This is a genomic window from Faecalibacterium sp. AF28-13AC (genome assembly GCF_003478405.1).
Taxonomy (GTDB): domain Bacteria; phylum Bacillota; class Clostridia; order Oscillospirales; family Ruminococcaceae; genus Faecalibacterium; species Faecalibacterium prausnitzii_E.
In genome coordinates this window covers 65588-79511 of the sequence record NZ_QUFG01000008.1, presented here as the reverse complement: position 1 = coordinate 79511, position 13924 = coordinate 65588, and the positions used below count along the sequence as shown (strand labels likewise).

Annotated in this window: 14 protein-coding genes and 1 tRNA gene; 10 read left to right on the top strand and 5 right to left on the bottom strand. The window is 59.0% G+C overall.

The features are described 5' to 3' along the window. Nucleotides 1-66 precede the first annotated feature (66 nt). The 4 genes from DWY95_RS12205 to DWY95_RS12190 all read left to right on the top strand — a co-directional run bounded on the left by DWY95_RS12205 (nucleotide 67) and on the right by DWY95_RS12190 (nucleotide 4009). On the top strand, nucleotides 67-624 hold the full coding sequence (locus tag DWY95_RS12205) for a CHC2 zinc finger domain-containing protein (protein WP_242994766.1): 558 nt from the start codon (nucleotides 67-69) through the stop codon (nucleotides 622-624). After that, complete coding sequence (locus DWY95_RS12200) at nucleotides 587-1933, top strand: phage/plasmid primase, P4 family (RefSeq protein WP_118553708.1); 1347 nt, start codon at nucleotides 587-589, stop codon at nucleotides 1931-1933. The genes DWY95_RS12205 and DWY95_RS12200 overlap by 38 nt, the downstream gene beginning before the upstream one ends. Before the next feature lie 352 nt (nucleotides 1934-2285). Then, nucleotides 2286-2591 (top strand): helix-turn-helix domain-containing protein, encoded by a 306-nt coding sequence (locus tag DWY95_RS12195; protein WP_117530135.1) that lies wholly within the window; start codon nucleotides 2286-2288, stop codon nucleotides 2589-2591. A gap of 14 nt (nucleotides 2592-2605) precedes the next feature. After that, nucleotides 2606-4009: a site-specific integrase gene (locus tag DWY95_RS12190; protein WP_117530134.1), complete on the top strand. Its 1404-nt coding sequence runs from the start codon at nucleotides 2606-2608 to the stop codon at nucleotides 4007-4009. Nucleotides 4010-4164: 155 nt separating this feature from the next. Here the strand turns inward: DWY95_RS12190 and DWY95_RS12185 are convergent. Continuing rightward, a tRNA-Lys gene (locus DWY95_RS12185) sits at nucleotides 4165-4240 on the bottom strand. A 243-nt stretch (nucleotides 4241-4483) separates the two neighbouring features. On the opposite strand from DWY95_RS12185, the gene DWY95_RS12180 reads away from it, so the two are divergent. Together DWY95_RS12180 and DWY95_RS12175 are read left to right on the top strand one after the other, a co-directional pair. Beyond that, nucleotides 4484-5755 carry a DUF3048 domain-containing protein gene (locus DWY95_RS12180; protein ID WP_187116985.1) on the top strand — a complete coding sequence of 424 codons (1272 nt, stop codon included), beginning with the start codon at nucleotides 4484-4486 and terminating at the stop codon, nucleotides 5753-5755. 36 nt (nucleotides 5756-5791) lie between these two features. Next, on the top strand, nucleotides 5792-6898 hold the full coding sequence (locus tag DWY95_RS12175; RefSeq protein WP_118553707.1) for a DUF3048 domain-containing protein: 1107 nt from the start codon (nucleotides 5792-5794) through the stop codon (nucleotides 6896-6898). 55 nt (nucleotides 6899-6953) lie between these two features. Here the strand turns inward: DWY95_RS12175 and DWY95_RS12170 are convergent, their stop codons facing one another. After that, nucleotides 6954-7559: a Tat pathway signal sequence gene (locus DWY95_RS12170; RefSeq protein ID WP_118553706.1), complete on the bottom strand. Its 606-nt coding sequence runs from the start codon at nucleotides 7557-7559 to the stop codon at nucleotides 6954-6956. Between the two features lie 97 nt (nucleotides 7560-7656). Further along, nucleotides 7657-8331 (bottom strand): histidine phosphatase family protein, encoded by a 675-nt coding sequence (locus DWY95_RS12165; protein ID WP_118553705.1) that lies wholly within the window; start codon nucleotides 8329-8331, stop codon nucleotides 7657-7659. Between the two features lie 283 nt (nucleotides 8332-8614). Here DWY95_RS12165 and DWY95_RS12160 point away from each other — a divergent pair, with 283 nt between their 5' ends. The 4 genes from DWY95_RS12160 (at nucleotide 8615) to DWY95_RS12145 (ending at nucleotide 11633) form a co-directional block, all read left to right on the top strand. Beyond that, on the top strand, nucleotides 8615-9310 hold the full coding sequence (locus tag DWY95_RS12160) for a helix-turn-helix transcriptional regulator (protein WP_118553704.1): 696 nt from the start codon (nucleotides 8615-8617) through the stop codon (nucleotides 9308-9310). 114 nt (nucleotides 9311-9424) lie between these two features. Further along, the gene (locus DWY95_RS12155; RefSeq protein WP_118553703.1) at nucleotides 9425-10045 is read left to right on the top strand and encodes a twin-arginine translocation signal domain-containing protein; all 621 of its coding nucleotides are present in this window, start codon (nucleotides 9425-9427) and stop codon (nucleotides 10043-10045) included. A gap of 159 nt (nucleotides 10046-10204) precedes the next feature. Beyond that, nucleotides 10205-10744, top strand: a complete 540-nt coding sequence (locus DWY95_RS12150; RefSeq protein WP_118553702.1) for a twin-arginine translocation signal domain-containing protein — start codon at nucleotides 10205-10207, stop codon at nucleotides 10742-10744. Between the two features lie 253 nt (nucleotides 10745-10997). Beyond that, the gene (locus DWY95_RS12145; RefSeq protein ID WP_118553701.1) at nucleotides 10998-11633 is read left to right on the top strand and encodes an orotate phosphoribosyltransferase; all 636 of its coding nucleotides are present in this window, start codon (nucleotides 10998-11000) and stop codon (nucleotides 11631-11633) included. 156 nt (nucleotides 11634-11789) lie between these two features. On the opposite strand, the gene DWY95_RS12140 is transcribed toward DWY95_RS12145, so the two are convergent. Together DWY95_RS12140 and DWY95_RS12135 are read right to left on the bottom strand one after the other, a co-directional pair. After that, entirely contained in the window at nucleotides 11790-12254 is a 465-nt protein-coding gene (locus DWY95_RS12140) for an Hsp20/alpha crystallin family protein (protein ID WP_097791788.1), read from the bottom strand. Between the two features lie 255 nt (nucleotides 12255-12509). Continuing rightward, nucleotides 12510-13883: an MATE family efflux transporter gene (locus DWY95_RS12135; RefSeq protein WP_118553700.1), complete on the bottom strand. Its 1374-nt coding sequence runs from the start codon at nucleotides 13881-13883 to the stop codon at nucleotides 12510-12512. Nucleotides 13884-13924: the final 41 nt, after the last annotated feature.

The window sequence follows — 13924 nt, the reverse complement described above, 5'->3', positions numbered from 1 at the left end:
GTGTGAACACCCCCAACCTCACCCACGCCCCTCACCGGGCTTCGTCCTTTCGCCTGTACCCCACCCATGGGGACGGAGGGTAGCACCTCTGTCTTTTCGGACGTAAAAAGCGCCATCTCGACCCGGCAGGCGGCGGAGCTGTACGGCTTCGCCGTAAACCGGAACGGTATGATGTGCTGTCCCTTCCACGGGGATAACCACCCCAGCATGAAGGTGGACAGCCGTTTCCACTGTTTCGCCTGTCAGGCAGATGGCGATGTGATCGATTTTGTCGGCAGACTTTTTCAACTTTCTCCCTACAAGGCTGTGGAAAAGTTGAAGGAGGACTTCGGCATGGCACTTGCCGACGGCAAGGTGCGGCTTGCTCCCCGCAGACCGCCCACCGTCCGGCAGCAGCTGCTGGACTATTACCGCTGTCTGCAGCGTTGGCGGGTCCGATACGCACCGCAGTCACCCACAGAAGGACTTCACCCCTGCTTCCTTGAAGCGATAAAGAACCTTGACATCGTTGAATATTATCTGGACTGTTCGGTGCTCCCGGACCCGCAGACCGAAAACGAGCTACGGAAGTATTGGGAGGGATTGCATGAGCGACTGGAAAAAGAGGAACGAAGATTGGCGTGATGAGGACGAACTGGAAGAAGAGGAAGAATGCGAATGCCCTTGGGTAGACAGCAAGGGCAAAGTGCGTGAAACCGCTTACTGCCAGTACCTTTTAGAGAAGCACCCCATGATGTGCCTGAAACAGAAGCTGTTCGACCAGAACGGCGAGGTAGACGAGGACGCACTGCTCTACGAAGTCCACAGCGATCTCCGTGACTTTGTGCTCGACAACCTTGCCAAGAAGGAGAAGCAGGTTCTGGACGCACTCCGTATCGAAACCTATACCCCTGAATGGAAACCCCAGCTTGACCGCATCCATCTCCAGAACGGAACCTACTTTCTGGACGAACGGGGCTTTGTGCCGGAAAAGGAACTCTGCCTGAACCGGCTCCCCGTGGAATACCAGCCCGATGCCCCTGCACCGACCAAGTGGCTGGAATTTCTGGACGGTCTGCTGATCCCGGAGGACATTCTGACCTTGCAGGAATATCTCGGCTATCTTCTGATCCCGTCTACCAAGGCGCAGAAGATGCTGGTCATGACCGGCAAGGGCGGCGAGGGAAAATCCCGCATCGGCTTGCTGCTGAAGAAGCTGTTCGGGGAAGCCTCTCACTCCGAATCCATCCTCCGCATCGAAACGAACCGCTTTGCCAGTGCAAATCTGGAGTATAAGCTGGTCATGGTCGATGACGATCTGAACATGGTGGCTTTGCCCGAAACACGGAACATCAAGTCCATCGTCACCGCTGAAGACCGTTTGTGCATCGAGCGGAAGAATAAGCAGGCTGTGCAAGGTCTGCTGTACGTTCGTTTCATCTGCTTCGGCAATGGCAACCTTGTGGCTGCTCACGATGACAGCGACGGCTTCTGGCGCAGACAGATTTTGGTGGCGGTGAAAGACCGCGACCCTGCCCGGGTGGATAACCCCTTCCTCATCGAAGAGCTGTCCGAGGAGCGTCCCGGCATCCTGCTGTGGATGCTGGAGGGGCTGCACCGTCTGCTGGCGAACCGCTATCAGTTTACCATCAGCGAGCGCTCCATCCAGAACCTCGAAGCAGCCATGGCGGACAGCGACAACCTGACCCAGTTCATGCAGGCAACGGCGTATGTTCGCTTCAAGCCCGACACCGAGGAACGCTCCACCTATCTCTACCGCGCCTACACCAAGTGGTGCGAGGATAATCTGGAATCACCTGTTCCGCAAAAGAAGTTCAGCCAGTTCCTGCTGAAAAATGCGGGGAAGTATGGCCTGACCTTCTCCAAGCACATCGAGGGAAAGTACCGCGGCTTCCGGGGCGTATGCGTCCACCCCGCCTTTGCTGCGGCATAAAACACACGAAAAGTGAAAATCTCCCGCCCCACGCGCCCCAAATCAGCAGTTTCTACTTGTTATCGCTGTTTTCTCCGGGCGCGTATCTACCCTTTCCGGGCGGATGCGGGGCGGGAGAGAAGGCAAGATGCGCCCCAAAAGGGCGCGTCCATCCCAGCCATGCGCCCTGTAAAAGCCACACAGGAAGGTACTTTTGTGTGGTTTGGGGCGCGTGGGGCGCGTAAATTCAAGTTCTCGCACTTTTTTGGGCTGCTGCTTCGGGTCAGGAGCGGCAGACCCTTACATATTTACCGGCCCACAAGGGTGCAGCTCAACCGGAGCTGCGCCGGGTCTGGAGAAGTGCAAAGGAGACATGCCTATGACGAATGTCCGCAAAAATTCCGCTAAACTGACCCGTGAGGACTTGAAAATCGTGCCCGAATCCTCTACAATGAAATTGTCCGAAACCCCTGCCGTAGAACCTTCTGACCAGACCAGCAAAACCGTCCGACACGCCCCGCTTGTCTACCGGGTGGAGGAGATTGCCCAAATGTTGGCGATCTCCAACCGTGCTGCGTACAATCTGTGCAACACCACGAAAGACTTCAAGGTGATCCGCCTCGGTACCAGCATCCGGGTAAGCAAGCAGAGCTTTGACGATTGGTTTGCAGCGGTCTGAGGGAGGGAACATCTATGGCATCTATTCTCAGGCGCGGAGATTCCTACTCCGTTCGTTTCAAATACAAAGACCATGCTGGCCGGATCTGTGAAGGCTGGGAGAGCTTCAAAACCAAGAAGGAAGCACAAGACCGCAAGATCTCGGTAGAGAAAGAACTCTTGGACGGTACGTTCCTCATACCCGATGCAATGACGGTAGCGGAAATGCTGTACAAGTGGCTTCCCATCCAGTCCAGCAAGCACAAGTGGGCACCCAAAACCTACACCCACACGGTAGCCATGATCCAGAATCTTGTCGTGCCCTATCTCGGCAAGAAGCAGATTCAGAAGGTTCAGACGTATGACCTTGAACAGTTCTACGCCACTTTGAGCCGGACACCGCGCGGACTGTATAAGCAGGGTGTCAAGCAAACGCTCACCGACAAACAGAAGCGGCAGTTTCTGACGGGTGCTTCCATCCGGGAAGTCCATGCCATGCTCAAGACTGCTTTTTCCTATGCCGTTGAGTGGGGTCTGCTCCTCAAGTCACCGATTCCGAGAGAAGCCCCGAAATCGACCTCGGAGGAACGTGCCATCTGGGACGAAAAGACCATGCTTGCTGCGTTGCAGACCATGACCGACCCTACGCTCCACCTTGCTGTTCATCTGAGCATGATCCTCTCGCTGCGTGTCGGAGAGATCCTTGGCTTGCAGCCGGGAGACATCGACTTCGATGCAGCGGATGGACGTGGGACCATCACGGTTGGCAGGAGCTTACAGCGCACCGAAAAGGCTGCACTGGAAAAGACCGACCCGAATCAGATCTACCACATCTTCCCCGACCAGCGTGAGGGCAGCAGCTCCGCACTGGTGCTGAAGAAGCCGAAAACCAAGAAATCCAGCCGCACCCTTTATCTGACGAGACCCTTGAAGGAAGAGTTGCTGGCTTGGCTGGAAAAGCTCCGGCAGGACGAGCTTGCCATGGATGGCAGGTATCGCAACTGTGGCCAGCTTTTCCGCTTGCCCAACGGTATGCCTGTTGCCCCGGAAGCCCTTTCTAAATGGTACCGCACTTGGCGTGCGGAGCACCCGGAGTTTGAGAAGATCGTGTTCCACGGTCTGCGCCACTCCAGTGCTACTTACCAGTTGATCGAATCCGGCGGCAACATTAAAGCCGTGCAGGGCAACACCGGTCACGCCACCACCGGCATCCTGATGGACACCTACGCCCACACGCAGGACAAGCCCCGGTTGGAGCTGGCTGAGAAGCTGGAAGCAGACTTCTATTCACAGGACATCGGTTCCCCCAAATCCGGCTCTGTGCCGGTAAAAGAAAATCTGCCGGACAGCATCCAGATCACCCCGGAAGGGATGCTGAAAGTTGTCCGACAGATGAACCCCGAGCAGCGGCGTGAGTTCACCCGCCTGCTGTTCGCCTGAAAAAAGTATGGAAAAAACGCTCACGATGCACAGGATGCAGACAATGCAAGGAAAAACACGGCTTTCCCGCCGGTGTGCAAAAAGTGTGCAAAGGTGTGCAGAACCCCAGAAAACGGAAAATCCCACGAGGAATCTTGCGATTCTTCGTGGGATTTTGGTGCGCTCGAGGGAACTCGAATCCCTGGCCCTCTGATTAAAAGTCAGATGCTCTACCGGCTGAGCTACGAGCGCATACTGTATTTGTACAATATCAGAAATATTGCCGTATAATATTACCACAACTGCGGCCAAAAAGCAAGGCTTCGCGGCAAAAAACTTTCTTTCACAAAAATGGGCCGTGCCGGACGCAAACTTTCCCTTTACAAATCCGGTAAGAATCAGTACAATCAAATCAAGTATCGTTCACGATGGTCCCGGCCGTACCGTGCGCCCACAGGCCGCACACAGGCCGCTGCGATAGGAGGTCTTTTTCTGATGAAAATTTCTCGACGGTCCGTACTTCGTTACACAGGTCTGACTGCGGCCTGGCTGACCCTGACCGGCTGCGCCCCCACCGGGAATGCAAGTCTTGGCGGCTGCCTGCCCGGCTGGCTGAAAAAGGTGCTGCGCGTGCCTTCGTCTGACGCCTCTTCGGCCAGCTCCTCGGCTGCGTCTTCGGCAGCCTCTTCGGCGGCGTCCAGCGAGGCCGCTGCATCGTCTGAGCTGGCGGCGTCCTCGCTGCCGGGCGTCGAACAGCCGGAGGCCGCGGGCAGCACGCTGCCCGCCTACGATGCCGACCCGCTGACCGGCGAGGCCCGCAGCACCGACGGCCGCATCGTGGGCGTCATGGTCAACAACATCTGCAATTCCGAGCGGCAGAACGCCCGCCCGCAGCGCGGCATCGGTTCTGCCGACCTGCTCATTGAAAGCAAGGTCGAGGGCGGCATCACCCGCTTCTGCGTGCTCTATTCCAATGTGAACAGCATCCCGGAGATCGGCCCCATCCGCTCCGGCCGCGACCAGTTCCTGCAGCTGCTCATGCCCTGGAATGCACTGTACTACCACGACGGCGAGAGCATCTTCTGCACCCAGTTCATCCACGTGTACAACTACTCCGGCCTGAACATCGGCGGCAAAAATTACTTCAACACGCCGGTCCATCCGCATGTGGCCCACCGCATCAAGCGGAATGAGAACGTCGCCTACGAGCACACGGAGTTCACCTCGGCCAAGGAGATCAGGCAGGCGGCTGCTGACGCCGGCATCGGCCTGACCTATCCGTACGAGGGCACCTTCTTCCGCTTTGCCGACTACCGCACCGATGCCGTGAACGACCTGGCCGACGCGCCCTCGGCCCGGAGCATCCTCATCACCCATTCGGCCAGCTATAAGACGAGCTTTGCCTACAACAGCTGGAACCGGAACTATAAGATGTCCATGTACAGCAGCCGCACCAAGAAATTCGAGGCTGCGGTGGACGAGCTGACCGGCAAGCCGCTGACCTTCGCGAACGTCGTGATCTGCTTTGCCAACATCGCCGCCTACGCAGGCGACTCCCACGATGTGCAGGAAGTCCAGTACGTCGAGGGTGGACAGGCCTATCTCTTCACCAGCGGCGGCGTTCAAATGGGCCGCTGGGAGAAGGGTCATCCCACCCATCCCATCCGGCTCTACACCGACGCGGGCGAAGAGATGACCCTGAACCGGGGCAAGACCTACTTCGCTCTTGTGGACAACGATGAGTGGAGCAACTTCAGCTATCAGTAAGACCAGCCCCGCGCTGCGGGGCAGAAGAGGAACAAGATGAAATTTTGGAAGCGGACTGCTTTGTGCCTTGCGCTCTGCGCCGCGCTGCTGACCGGCTGCGTTCCCGCTGCGGACACCGCCTCTTCGGCGGCTCCCACCGACCCGCTCACCGGGCAGGAAGCGCTCTGGCCGGGGCAGCGCCCGGTGGCCGTCACGATCGAGAATGAGACGTCCAGCACCACCCAGTGGGGGCTTTCCTCGGCATCTCTGGTGCTGGAAGCCCTGACCGAGCCCCAGAGCGCCACCAGCCTGTGCCTGGTCTACCCGGCCGTGGATGCTGTGCCGCAGGTCGGCCCGGTGGACGCCGGGCAGGACCTTTACTGGCGGCTGCTCGTGGGGCAGCAGGTTCTGCCCGTCCAGCGCGGCGGCGGCGCCTTTGACCAGAACTATCTGGACTATTACTCCCTGCGCGCGGTCGATGCGCTGGAAGTGGGCACCAACGCCTTCACCTGCGACACCACCTGGACCAGCCGCCCGCTGTGGCGCACCAGCGGCAATGCGCTGGCCGGGGTGCTGCGCAGCCTGAACATCTCCTCCGCCCTGTCGGAGTCCCGCCTGACCGACGCTGCTTCCAGCGCCGCAGGGGAGAGCGAGAGCGAAGCATCCCCCACCCTGTCCGTCCCGCCGCTGCTGCCCCAGCAGACGGAAGGCAAGCTGCCCGACGCCTCCGCTGCTGATGCCGTCCGCGTTCAGGTCCAGTTCGGTGCAGACAACGCCACCGGCTTTGTTTACGACGCTGCCAGCGGCACCTACAAAATGCTCCATGCCGACAGCACCCCCCAGCTGGACGCCAACAACAGCCAGCAGACCGGTTTTGACAACCTGCTCATCCTGTTCAGCGCCTCCTCCCTGCGGGACGACGGCCTCACGCTGGACTACGACCTGAGCATGGGCGGCGGCGTCTGGCTCAACGGCGGGCATCTGTGGACCCTGACCTGGACGCAGGGCAGCGACTCCACCTTCGCCTTTTACGACGCCGACGGCCGGCCCTTCAACCTGCTGGCCGGCCGGAGCTATCTGGCCCTCGTTTCCAGCCTGACCGGTCAGGAACTCACCGTGACCAATTCCGCCGGGGAAGCCCTGACCGCCGCATCGGCCCCCTGACAGACAGCAAAAATCCCCCGTGCCATGCACGAGGGATCTTTTTTGTGTCATCTCATTACAGGTCCACGACGCTGCCGACCTCGGCAGGGGTCGTGGGCACCGCGCCCAGCTGGACTTCGTCCATGTCCCGGCGCACCACAAAGTGCATCGTCTGGCCGGAGGCAAAATCGGGCTGGTAGGTCAGCTCCAGCGTGTTCCAGTCCTCCGGCGTCTCGCAGAAGCAGTGGAGCATGGCCCCGCGCCCTGCGGCCAGATTCAGCGTAAAGGCCGAGGCATCCGCCGCGTTCTCACCATAGAGCGGGGCTGCAAAGCTGCCGCAGCGCACGGGCTGGCCGTCGCAGACAGCCGTCAAGCCGGTGCCCAGGCGGTACAGCTCTTCGGTCGTGGTCATCTCGCGGCTCTGCAGATAGCTCGTGCCCACGGCCAGCGCCTTTGCCGAGAGGTTCTCCACCGACAGATACACCAGGGTGCTGCCCAGTTCCGGCGCGGGGGCATAGCCCAGCAGCTCCACAGCGGCCTTGCCGTCCAGCAGGGCCGGTTCGCCCTCGTAGCAGGGGGCCAGCGCCGCAGCCGAAACACCGGTGAGCAGGGCAGCCGCCAGACTGACTGCACCAGAGCCGGCACATTTCAGGAACGAGCGGCGGGACAGAGATTGTGACATCGGGGATTCCTCCTAACAGCGGAAAAATAGTTCTCTCTATACAATAGTAAATTCCGGACAGCCTGTCAAGGTCTTTGCCCGGAATTTTACCGTGTATTTACTCGTATGCCTCGTTTTCCTCGGACTCCGCCTGGCCGCGCAGGGTATCGGCGTAGCCGAAGGGCACGATGTCGATGGCCTCCACCAGACGGTCCCGCATCCAGAGCTGAACGTCCGTCTGGACGGTGTAGCCGCAGCCGGGGTCTGCCATCCACTGTTCCGGGTGGCGGGAGGGCAGGGCCCGCTGGCTGAGCATGCTCATGATGACGCCGCCGTGGGTCACGCAGGCTGCCTCGGTAACGTCCATCCGGATCATATACTCAAACAGTTTGAGCAGGGTCTCCGAGCAGCGGGCATGGAACGCTTCGGTCGGCTCCGCGCCTTCGGGCACAAAGCCGGAGCCGGGGGTGATCCACTTCTTGAAGTCTTCGTCCTTGACCAGCTCCTTCACGGGGTGGTTCTCAAAGACGCCGAAGCCCGCCTCCCGCAGGTCGTGGACCGAGAACTGATGGGCCGCGTTGGGGAAGAGGATGTTCGCCGTCTCCACGGCGCGCATCAGCGGCGAGGAGAACACGGTGTCCACCTGGGGGTACTCGAACCGCTCCTTCAGGTCGGCCAGCTGGGCGCGGCCCTCGTCGCACAGGGGGATGTCCGTTCCGCTGCCGATGTACAGCCCCTGGAGGTTGCCCGCCGTGATGCCGTGGCGGATCAGATGCAGTTTGAATGTTTTCATGGGTCAAAACACCTCGATTTTCGCAAAGATCGTCTCATTGTGCCCGTTTCTTCACGCCGGGCGCAATTTTCACGACCCCGGCGCGGCACAAAATATATACCAGTTGCCCCTTAGTTTAGCATAGATATGGTAGTCAGAGCAAGAGCTTTGACAAAAATGACGAAATTCGTCAAAAAATTCCGTCATTTTGCTTGCTTTACAAGTCGTTTTCCGTTGTGTATAATCAACATGCTGTAAACCAAAAATCAAAGAAGTCTCATTTTTCACTGAGGAGCCAAAGATCATGGAATTCAATCGTATCATCAAGCTGCTGCGCAAGGAACGCGGCATCACCCAGAAACAGGCAGCGGAAGACCTCGGCGTCTCGCAGGCGCTGCTCTCCCACTACGAAAAGGGTATCCGCGAGTGCGGTCTGGATTTCGTGGTCCGTGTTGCAGATTACTATAATGTGTCCTGCGATTATCTGCTGGGCCGCTCGGCCGAGCGCAACGGCATGATGCTGACCGCCGACGAGCTGCCCAACCCCGACAAGATGAAGGACAACATCTATCACGGCAGCGTGCTGCCCACCATGAACAAAAAGTTGATCTCCAACAGCCTGAACGTGCTGTATGCCAAGATCGGCGAGTGCCACAGCAAGGCCCTGACCACCGAGGTCAGCAGCTACCTGATGATGGCCGTGGCCAAGATGTTCCGCCTGCTCTACTCTGCGGAGCCGCACAACGCCCAGAGCCTGTTCAGCGTGGAGGCCCGCCGCTGGCCCGGCTACGCCGATGCCGTGATGCGGATGAACGAGTCCAATGTGGAGGCCCTGCTGGCCGGTGAGAACGTCGGCGTCGGCGAGGGCGTCAAGGACCCGGCCTGCCTCTCCATGACCACCGAGAGCCTGACGCGGGAGTTCCCGCTCTATACCCCCAGCCTCTTAAATCTGGTCAAGACCAGCGAGACCCGCGTCAAGGGCCTTGGCCCGGAGCAGTAAGCCCCTGTGTGAAACTCGTGTTAATTTTTCCGCAAAAGGCTTGCACTTCTCGGCAAAAGATGTTATAAACGAACCATAGAAGAAAAAGGCTATGCCAATTAAGGAGGCAGTTTTATGTCGAACAAGATTTCCCGCCGCGCTTTTCTGAAGGTCACCGGCGTTTCTGCGCTTGCACTGGGTGCCGCATCCATGCTGGGCGGCTGCCAGTCTTCCAACGGCTCTGTCGAGGTGAAGGTCGGCGATAAGGTCAGCAACTGGAACAACCTGGGCGTCCAGCTGTCCAGCGTCTTCACCCTGTCCGATGCACCCGATGTGGCTGGCCACCAGTATGTCGCCGTTCTGGTCACGGCCGTCAACCGCTCCAAGACCGACAGCATGGCCATCGGCGCACAGAACATCGCGGAGATCGACGCCGCCTATCCCCTGACCGATGAGGCGTCCCGCGCCGCCAACACCGCCCCCTACTTCCACGCACTGTCCGCTTCCACCACCGACTTCACCGTCACCGTGGACGGCCAGGCTGCCGAGGCTGGCGCTTACGTCTCCCTGTACGACGCTGCCACGGAGAGCTTCTCCGATGTGCCCAGCCTGCCCCCGCAGGGCACCGGTTACATTGAGCTGGTCTGCATGGTGCCCGCCGGCTGGCAGCAGATGACCGTGACCTACAACCCCACCTTCGCATCCGGCAAGAGCATCACCTTCGTGATGAGCGCTTCCGACCTGAAGAACAGCTGACCTTTTGGGACGAAATTTCGTCTCACCTCTGTTTTTTTGGGGTGAGATCTTCTCAAAAAATCTGTGAAAAGCATTGACATCCGCCCGGTTTTCGCCTATTGTATAGGCAAGGCCGTTTTGGCAAAATGATATGTGATCCCATACAAAGGAGGAACCATCATGTCTTTCGCATTTTCCCGCCGCTCGTTCCTGAAATACACTGCCGTCGCCGCTGTCGCCGTTGCCGGTGCCAGCCTGTTCACCGGCTGCAAAATCGATACCAGCGACTCCTACAACGCGCTCCGCACGACGCCCGGTGAGCTCACGGTCCTGCAGGTCACTGCCGCCATGGGCACCTATGTGGAGGCCAGCAAGAGCTACACCGCACCGGATGTCACCGGTACGACCATTGCCTTCCCCTTTAAGATCACCAATGGCCGCTCCAACCCCATCTATGTGAACCCCAACAACTTCAAGGCCACCGTTTTGGACGCGGAAGGCAAGGTCATCCTCGCCAAGTATACGGCTTCCAACGGCCTGACCCTGGATGCCTCCCTGTGCGATACCAACCTGAAGAAGGACGTCTCCGTGTCGGGCAATGTCAAACTGACTCTGGGCGCTGCTCTCGAACCGGGCCAGTCCGTTGTGCTGACCTACTGCCCCGACCTGCAGTACAACGAGTACTCCCTGAACTGGAAGACCACCCGCGCACAGGGCTGATCTTCTGCAAACGCTCCGCATGTTCCGCCCGGACTGGTTCCGGGCGGTTTTTGTTTGCCCGCGTTCTGGCAAGGTGTCTCAATTTTTCCTCTGATTTTCAGCAGTTTTGTATCTTGTGTACAGGGTGTTTTTCCTTTACAATAGGGTCATGGAAAAGGATGGGAGCGCAGCGGCTCAGAACATGCCGCCGCGCTGTTTGTTTTCCGCCCGGAACCGGAAGTCCGGACTTTTGATGAACAGGAGTGTTGCAGTTATGATCAACATGGTAAAGCTACCCACCAATAAGAGCAGTCTGTTCCTGCGCGTGGCAAAGGGGCATTTTGCCACCAGCCACAGCCATATCAACTATTACATCGACGTGACCACCCAGAAATCCCGTCTGTCCGAGGCCAAGGCCGTGGCAAAGGAGCTGGTGGCTGCCTATCAGCATAGCACCGTCGTGGATACCGTCCTCTGCCTGGACGGCACCCAGGTCATCGGCACCTGCCTGGCCAACGAGCTCACGAAAGACGGCTTCGCCAACATGAACGCCCACCAGACCATCTATGTCATCACGCCGGAGTACACCACCGGCAGCCAGATCATCCTGCGCGACAATCTGGCCCCCATGGTCAAGGGCAAGCATGTGCTCATCCTGGCGGCTTCCATCACCACCGGCTACACCGCACAGGCCGCCATCGAGGCTGTCAACTACTACGGCGGCATGGTCGCGGGCCTGTCGGCCATCTTCGCCACCGCCACCGACTGCCTGGGCATCCCGGTCACGTCCATCTTCGACCCGTCCAACCTGCCCGACTACGCCAGCTTCGATTCCCGCGACTGCCCCCTGTGCAAGGCCGGCCAGCGCATCGACGCTCTCGTCAACAGCTTCGGCTATTCTGCCCTGTAAGCTGCCCCCATCGTCCTCTTCTGCCCCGCCGCACCGGACACGCTTCTGTTCCCATGCGGCGGGGTTTTCTGTGCGCAAAAATGCCCCCGGAGAGCTTGTTGCGGCTCTCCGGGGGCATCTTATGTGCGTTGTGCCTTGGCGCACACGACCGGCGTTTTACTCGATTGCAATCAGATTCGGGTTCTCAGGCAAAGCCTTCGTCTGCTGAGGAGCAGGCAGCTCGACGTGCAGGACGCCATCCTCGAACTTTGCGTGGATGTCTTCCTTCTTCACATCGCCCACATAGAAGCTGCGGGCGCAGGTGCCGGAGAAGGATTCGCGCCGCAGATAGCGGCCCTCTTTGTCCTTTTCGTCATTGCTGTGGCTGCGCACTGCCTGAATGGTCAGGTAGCCGTCGTTCAGATCCATCTGAACGTCTTCCTTCTTGCAGCCCGGCAGGTCAACGGCCATCTCGTAGCCGTTGTCCGTCTGTTTGACATCGGTCTTCATCATGTTTGCACCGCGCTTACCAAAGGTATCACGAGCCTCACGGTTCATCATACGTTCCAGTGCAGCGTCATTCCAGAACGGATCGAAGAAATCATCGAACAGGTTTTCATGGAAAACAGTCGGCATAAGCATAAATCATTCCTCCAATCCCGGCGTTCGGGTCGGGGCAAAAAATCTGAAGCGTCCACTCGGAAAGGCTTTCCGGAGCGCCTTGCGGCTCTCCGTTTGCCCTTCCTCCTGAGCACGGCCCTGTTATAACACATGTTTTTAGCACTGTCAATAGCAGAGTGCTAAAATTCACAGAAGGATAACAGTTTGATAAAATCTCATGCGATTTTCCCTCAAATCATGCTTCTCTGCGTCTGTTTTCGGTTTGTGCGCTGCCGTTCAGCGCTTTTCCTGTTTCGGGAAGACGAAGGGGTCGTGCCGATAGACGGCCACAAGGTAAGCCGCCATGACGCACCAGATGATGGGCTCACAGAGGATGACCGCATCGTACCCAAACTTCGGGATGAACAGCACGACGAAGACGACTTTGCCCACCAGCTCGATGACGCTGGAGAAGAGCGGCAGCACCTTGTTGCCGAGGCTCTGCAAGGCGTAGCGGGTGGAGAGCAGGATGCCCAGCACCGCGTAGAACGGTGCGTTCCAGAGCAGGTAGCGGGCACCGTTTTCGAGCACGATGGGCTCACTGGAGCCGGAGACGAAGGCCACCATCCACGGTGCTGCCACCCGCATCAGCAGAACCGCAGCCACGGCCACGACGACCGAGTAGAGGTAGATCTCCTTCATCCCCTTGCGGACGCGGTCCGGCTGGCCCGCGCCGCAGTTCTGAGAAACGAAGGTCGAACCCGCCGATGCCATGCTCAGCAGCGGCATATCGGTGAACATGAACATCTTGCGGGCGGCGGTGTGCCCGGCGATGACCAGTGTGCCCAGCCCGTTGATGCCATACTGCAAAACGACCGAGCCCGCCGAGACGATGCTGCTCATCAGGCCCATGCAGATGCTCTGGCTGAACAGCTCCCAGTACAGATGTCGGCCGACCCGGAAGTGCTTTTTCTCCGGGAGGAGCAGCTTGACTTTGGCGAACACATACACGATGCAGAGCAGGACCGACACGCCCTGGGAGATGACCGTAGCCACCGCTGCGCCCTGCACCCCCATCCCCATCCGGGCGATGAAGAGCAGGTCCAGCAGGATGTTCAGACCCGACGAGAGGAGCAGGAAGACCAGCGGCATAAAACTGTTGCCGATGGCGCGGAGCAGACCGGCACAGAGGTTGTAGGCAAACATGACGAGGACGCCGTAGTCGATGACGATGATGTACCGGTAGGCGTCTTCGAGGATCTCCGCCGGGGTGTCCAGCAGCACCAGCAGCGGGCGCAGACCCACCGCACCGGCCAGCGTGATGCAGAGCGAGGCAATGAGGCCGATGACAAGGGAGCCTGCCACCGTCTTCTTGAGCAGATCGTGATCCTGCGCTCCGTAGGAGCGCGCTGCGACGATGGCAAGGCCGTTGCCGATGCCGAGGCCAAAGCCCACCAGAAGCTCGTAGATCGAGCCGCAGGAGCCAATGGCGGCCAGCGCCGTGTCGCCCAGCACATTGCCCACGATCATGGTGTCCACCGTGTTGTAGAGCTGCTGGAACAGGTTCGAGACGAAGATGGGCAGCATGAAGACGACCAGGCTCTTGAAAATGGGGCCGTGCATCAGGTCTACGTTCATCGTAAATGGGGATCTTTTTGCGGTTTGGGTCATGCAGTTCCTCCTATCAGACCGGAAAATGACCCTCTCCGTCT

Bases quoted from the DNA above. Each gene is read 5' to 3' on its own strand.
- DWY95_RS12190 (WP_117530134.1), top strand. From the start codon at position 2,606: ATGGCATCTATTCTCAGGCGCGGAGATTCCTACTCCGTTCGTTTCAAA.
- DWY95_RS12160 (WP_118553704.1), top strand. From the start codon at position 8,615: ATGGAATTCAATCGTATCATCAAGCTGCTGCGCAAGGAACGCGGCATC.
- DWY95_RS12200 (WP_118553708.1), top strand. From the start codon at position 587: ATGAGCGACTGGAAAAAGAGGAACGAAGATTGGCGTGATGAGGACGAA.
- DWY95_RS12195 (WP_117530135.1), top strand. From the start codon at position 2,286: ATGCCTATGACGAATGTCCGCAAAAATTCCGCTAAACTGACCCGTGAG.
- DWY95_RS12155 (WP_118553703.1), top strand. From the start codon at position 9,425: ATGTCGAACAAGATTTCCCGCCGCGCTTTTCTGAAGGTCACCGGCGTT.
- DWY95_RS12140 (WP_097791788.1), bottom strand. From the start codon at position 12,254: ATGCTTATGCCGACTGTTTTCCATGAAAACCTGTTCGATGATTTCTTC.
- DWY95_RS12180 (WP_187116985.1), top strand. From the start codon at position 4,484: ATGAAAATTTCTCGACGGTCCGTACTTCGTTACACAGGTCTGACTGCG.
- DWY95_RS12170 (WP_118553706.1), bottom strand. From the start codon at position 7,559: ATGTCACAATCTCTGTCCCGCCGCTCGTTCCTGAAATGTGCCGGCTCT.
- DWY95_RS12205 (WP_242994766.1), top strand. From the start codon at position 67: ATGGGGACGGAGGGTAGCACCTCTGTCTTTTCGGACGTAAAAAGCGCC.
- DWY95_RS12135 (WP_118553700.1), bottom strand. From the start codon at position 13,883: ATGACCCAAACCGCAAAAAGATCCCCATTTACGATGAACGTAGACCTG.
- DWY95_RS12165 (WP_118553705.1), bottom strand. From the start codon at position 8,331: ATGAAAACATTCAAACTGCATCTGATCCGCCACGGCATCACGGCGGGC.
- DWY95_RS12150 (WP_118553702.1), top strand. From the start codon at position 10,205: ATGTCTTTCGCATTTTCCCGCCGCTCGTTCCTGAAATACACTGCCGTC.
- DWY95_RS12175 (WP_118553707.1), top strand. From the start codon at position 5,792: ATGAAATTTTGGAAGCGGACTGCTTTGTGCCTTGCGCTCTGCGCCGCG.
- DWY95_RS12145 (WP_118553701.1), top strand. From the start codon at position 10,998: ATGATCAACATGGTAAAGCTACCCACCAATAAGAGCAGTCTGTTCCTG.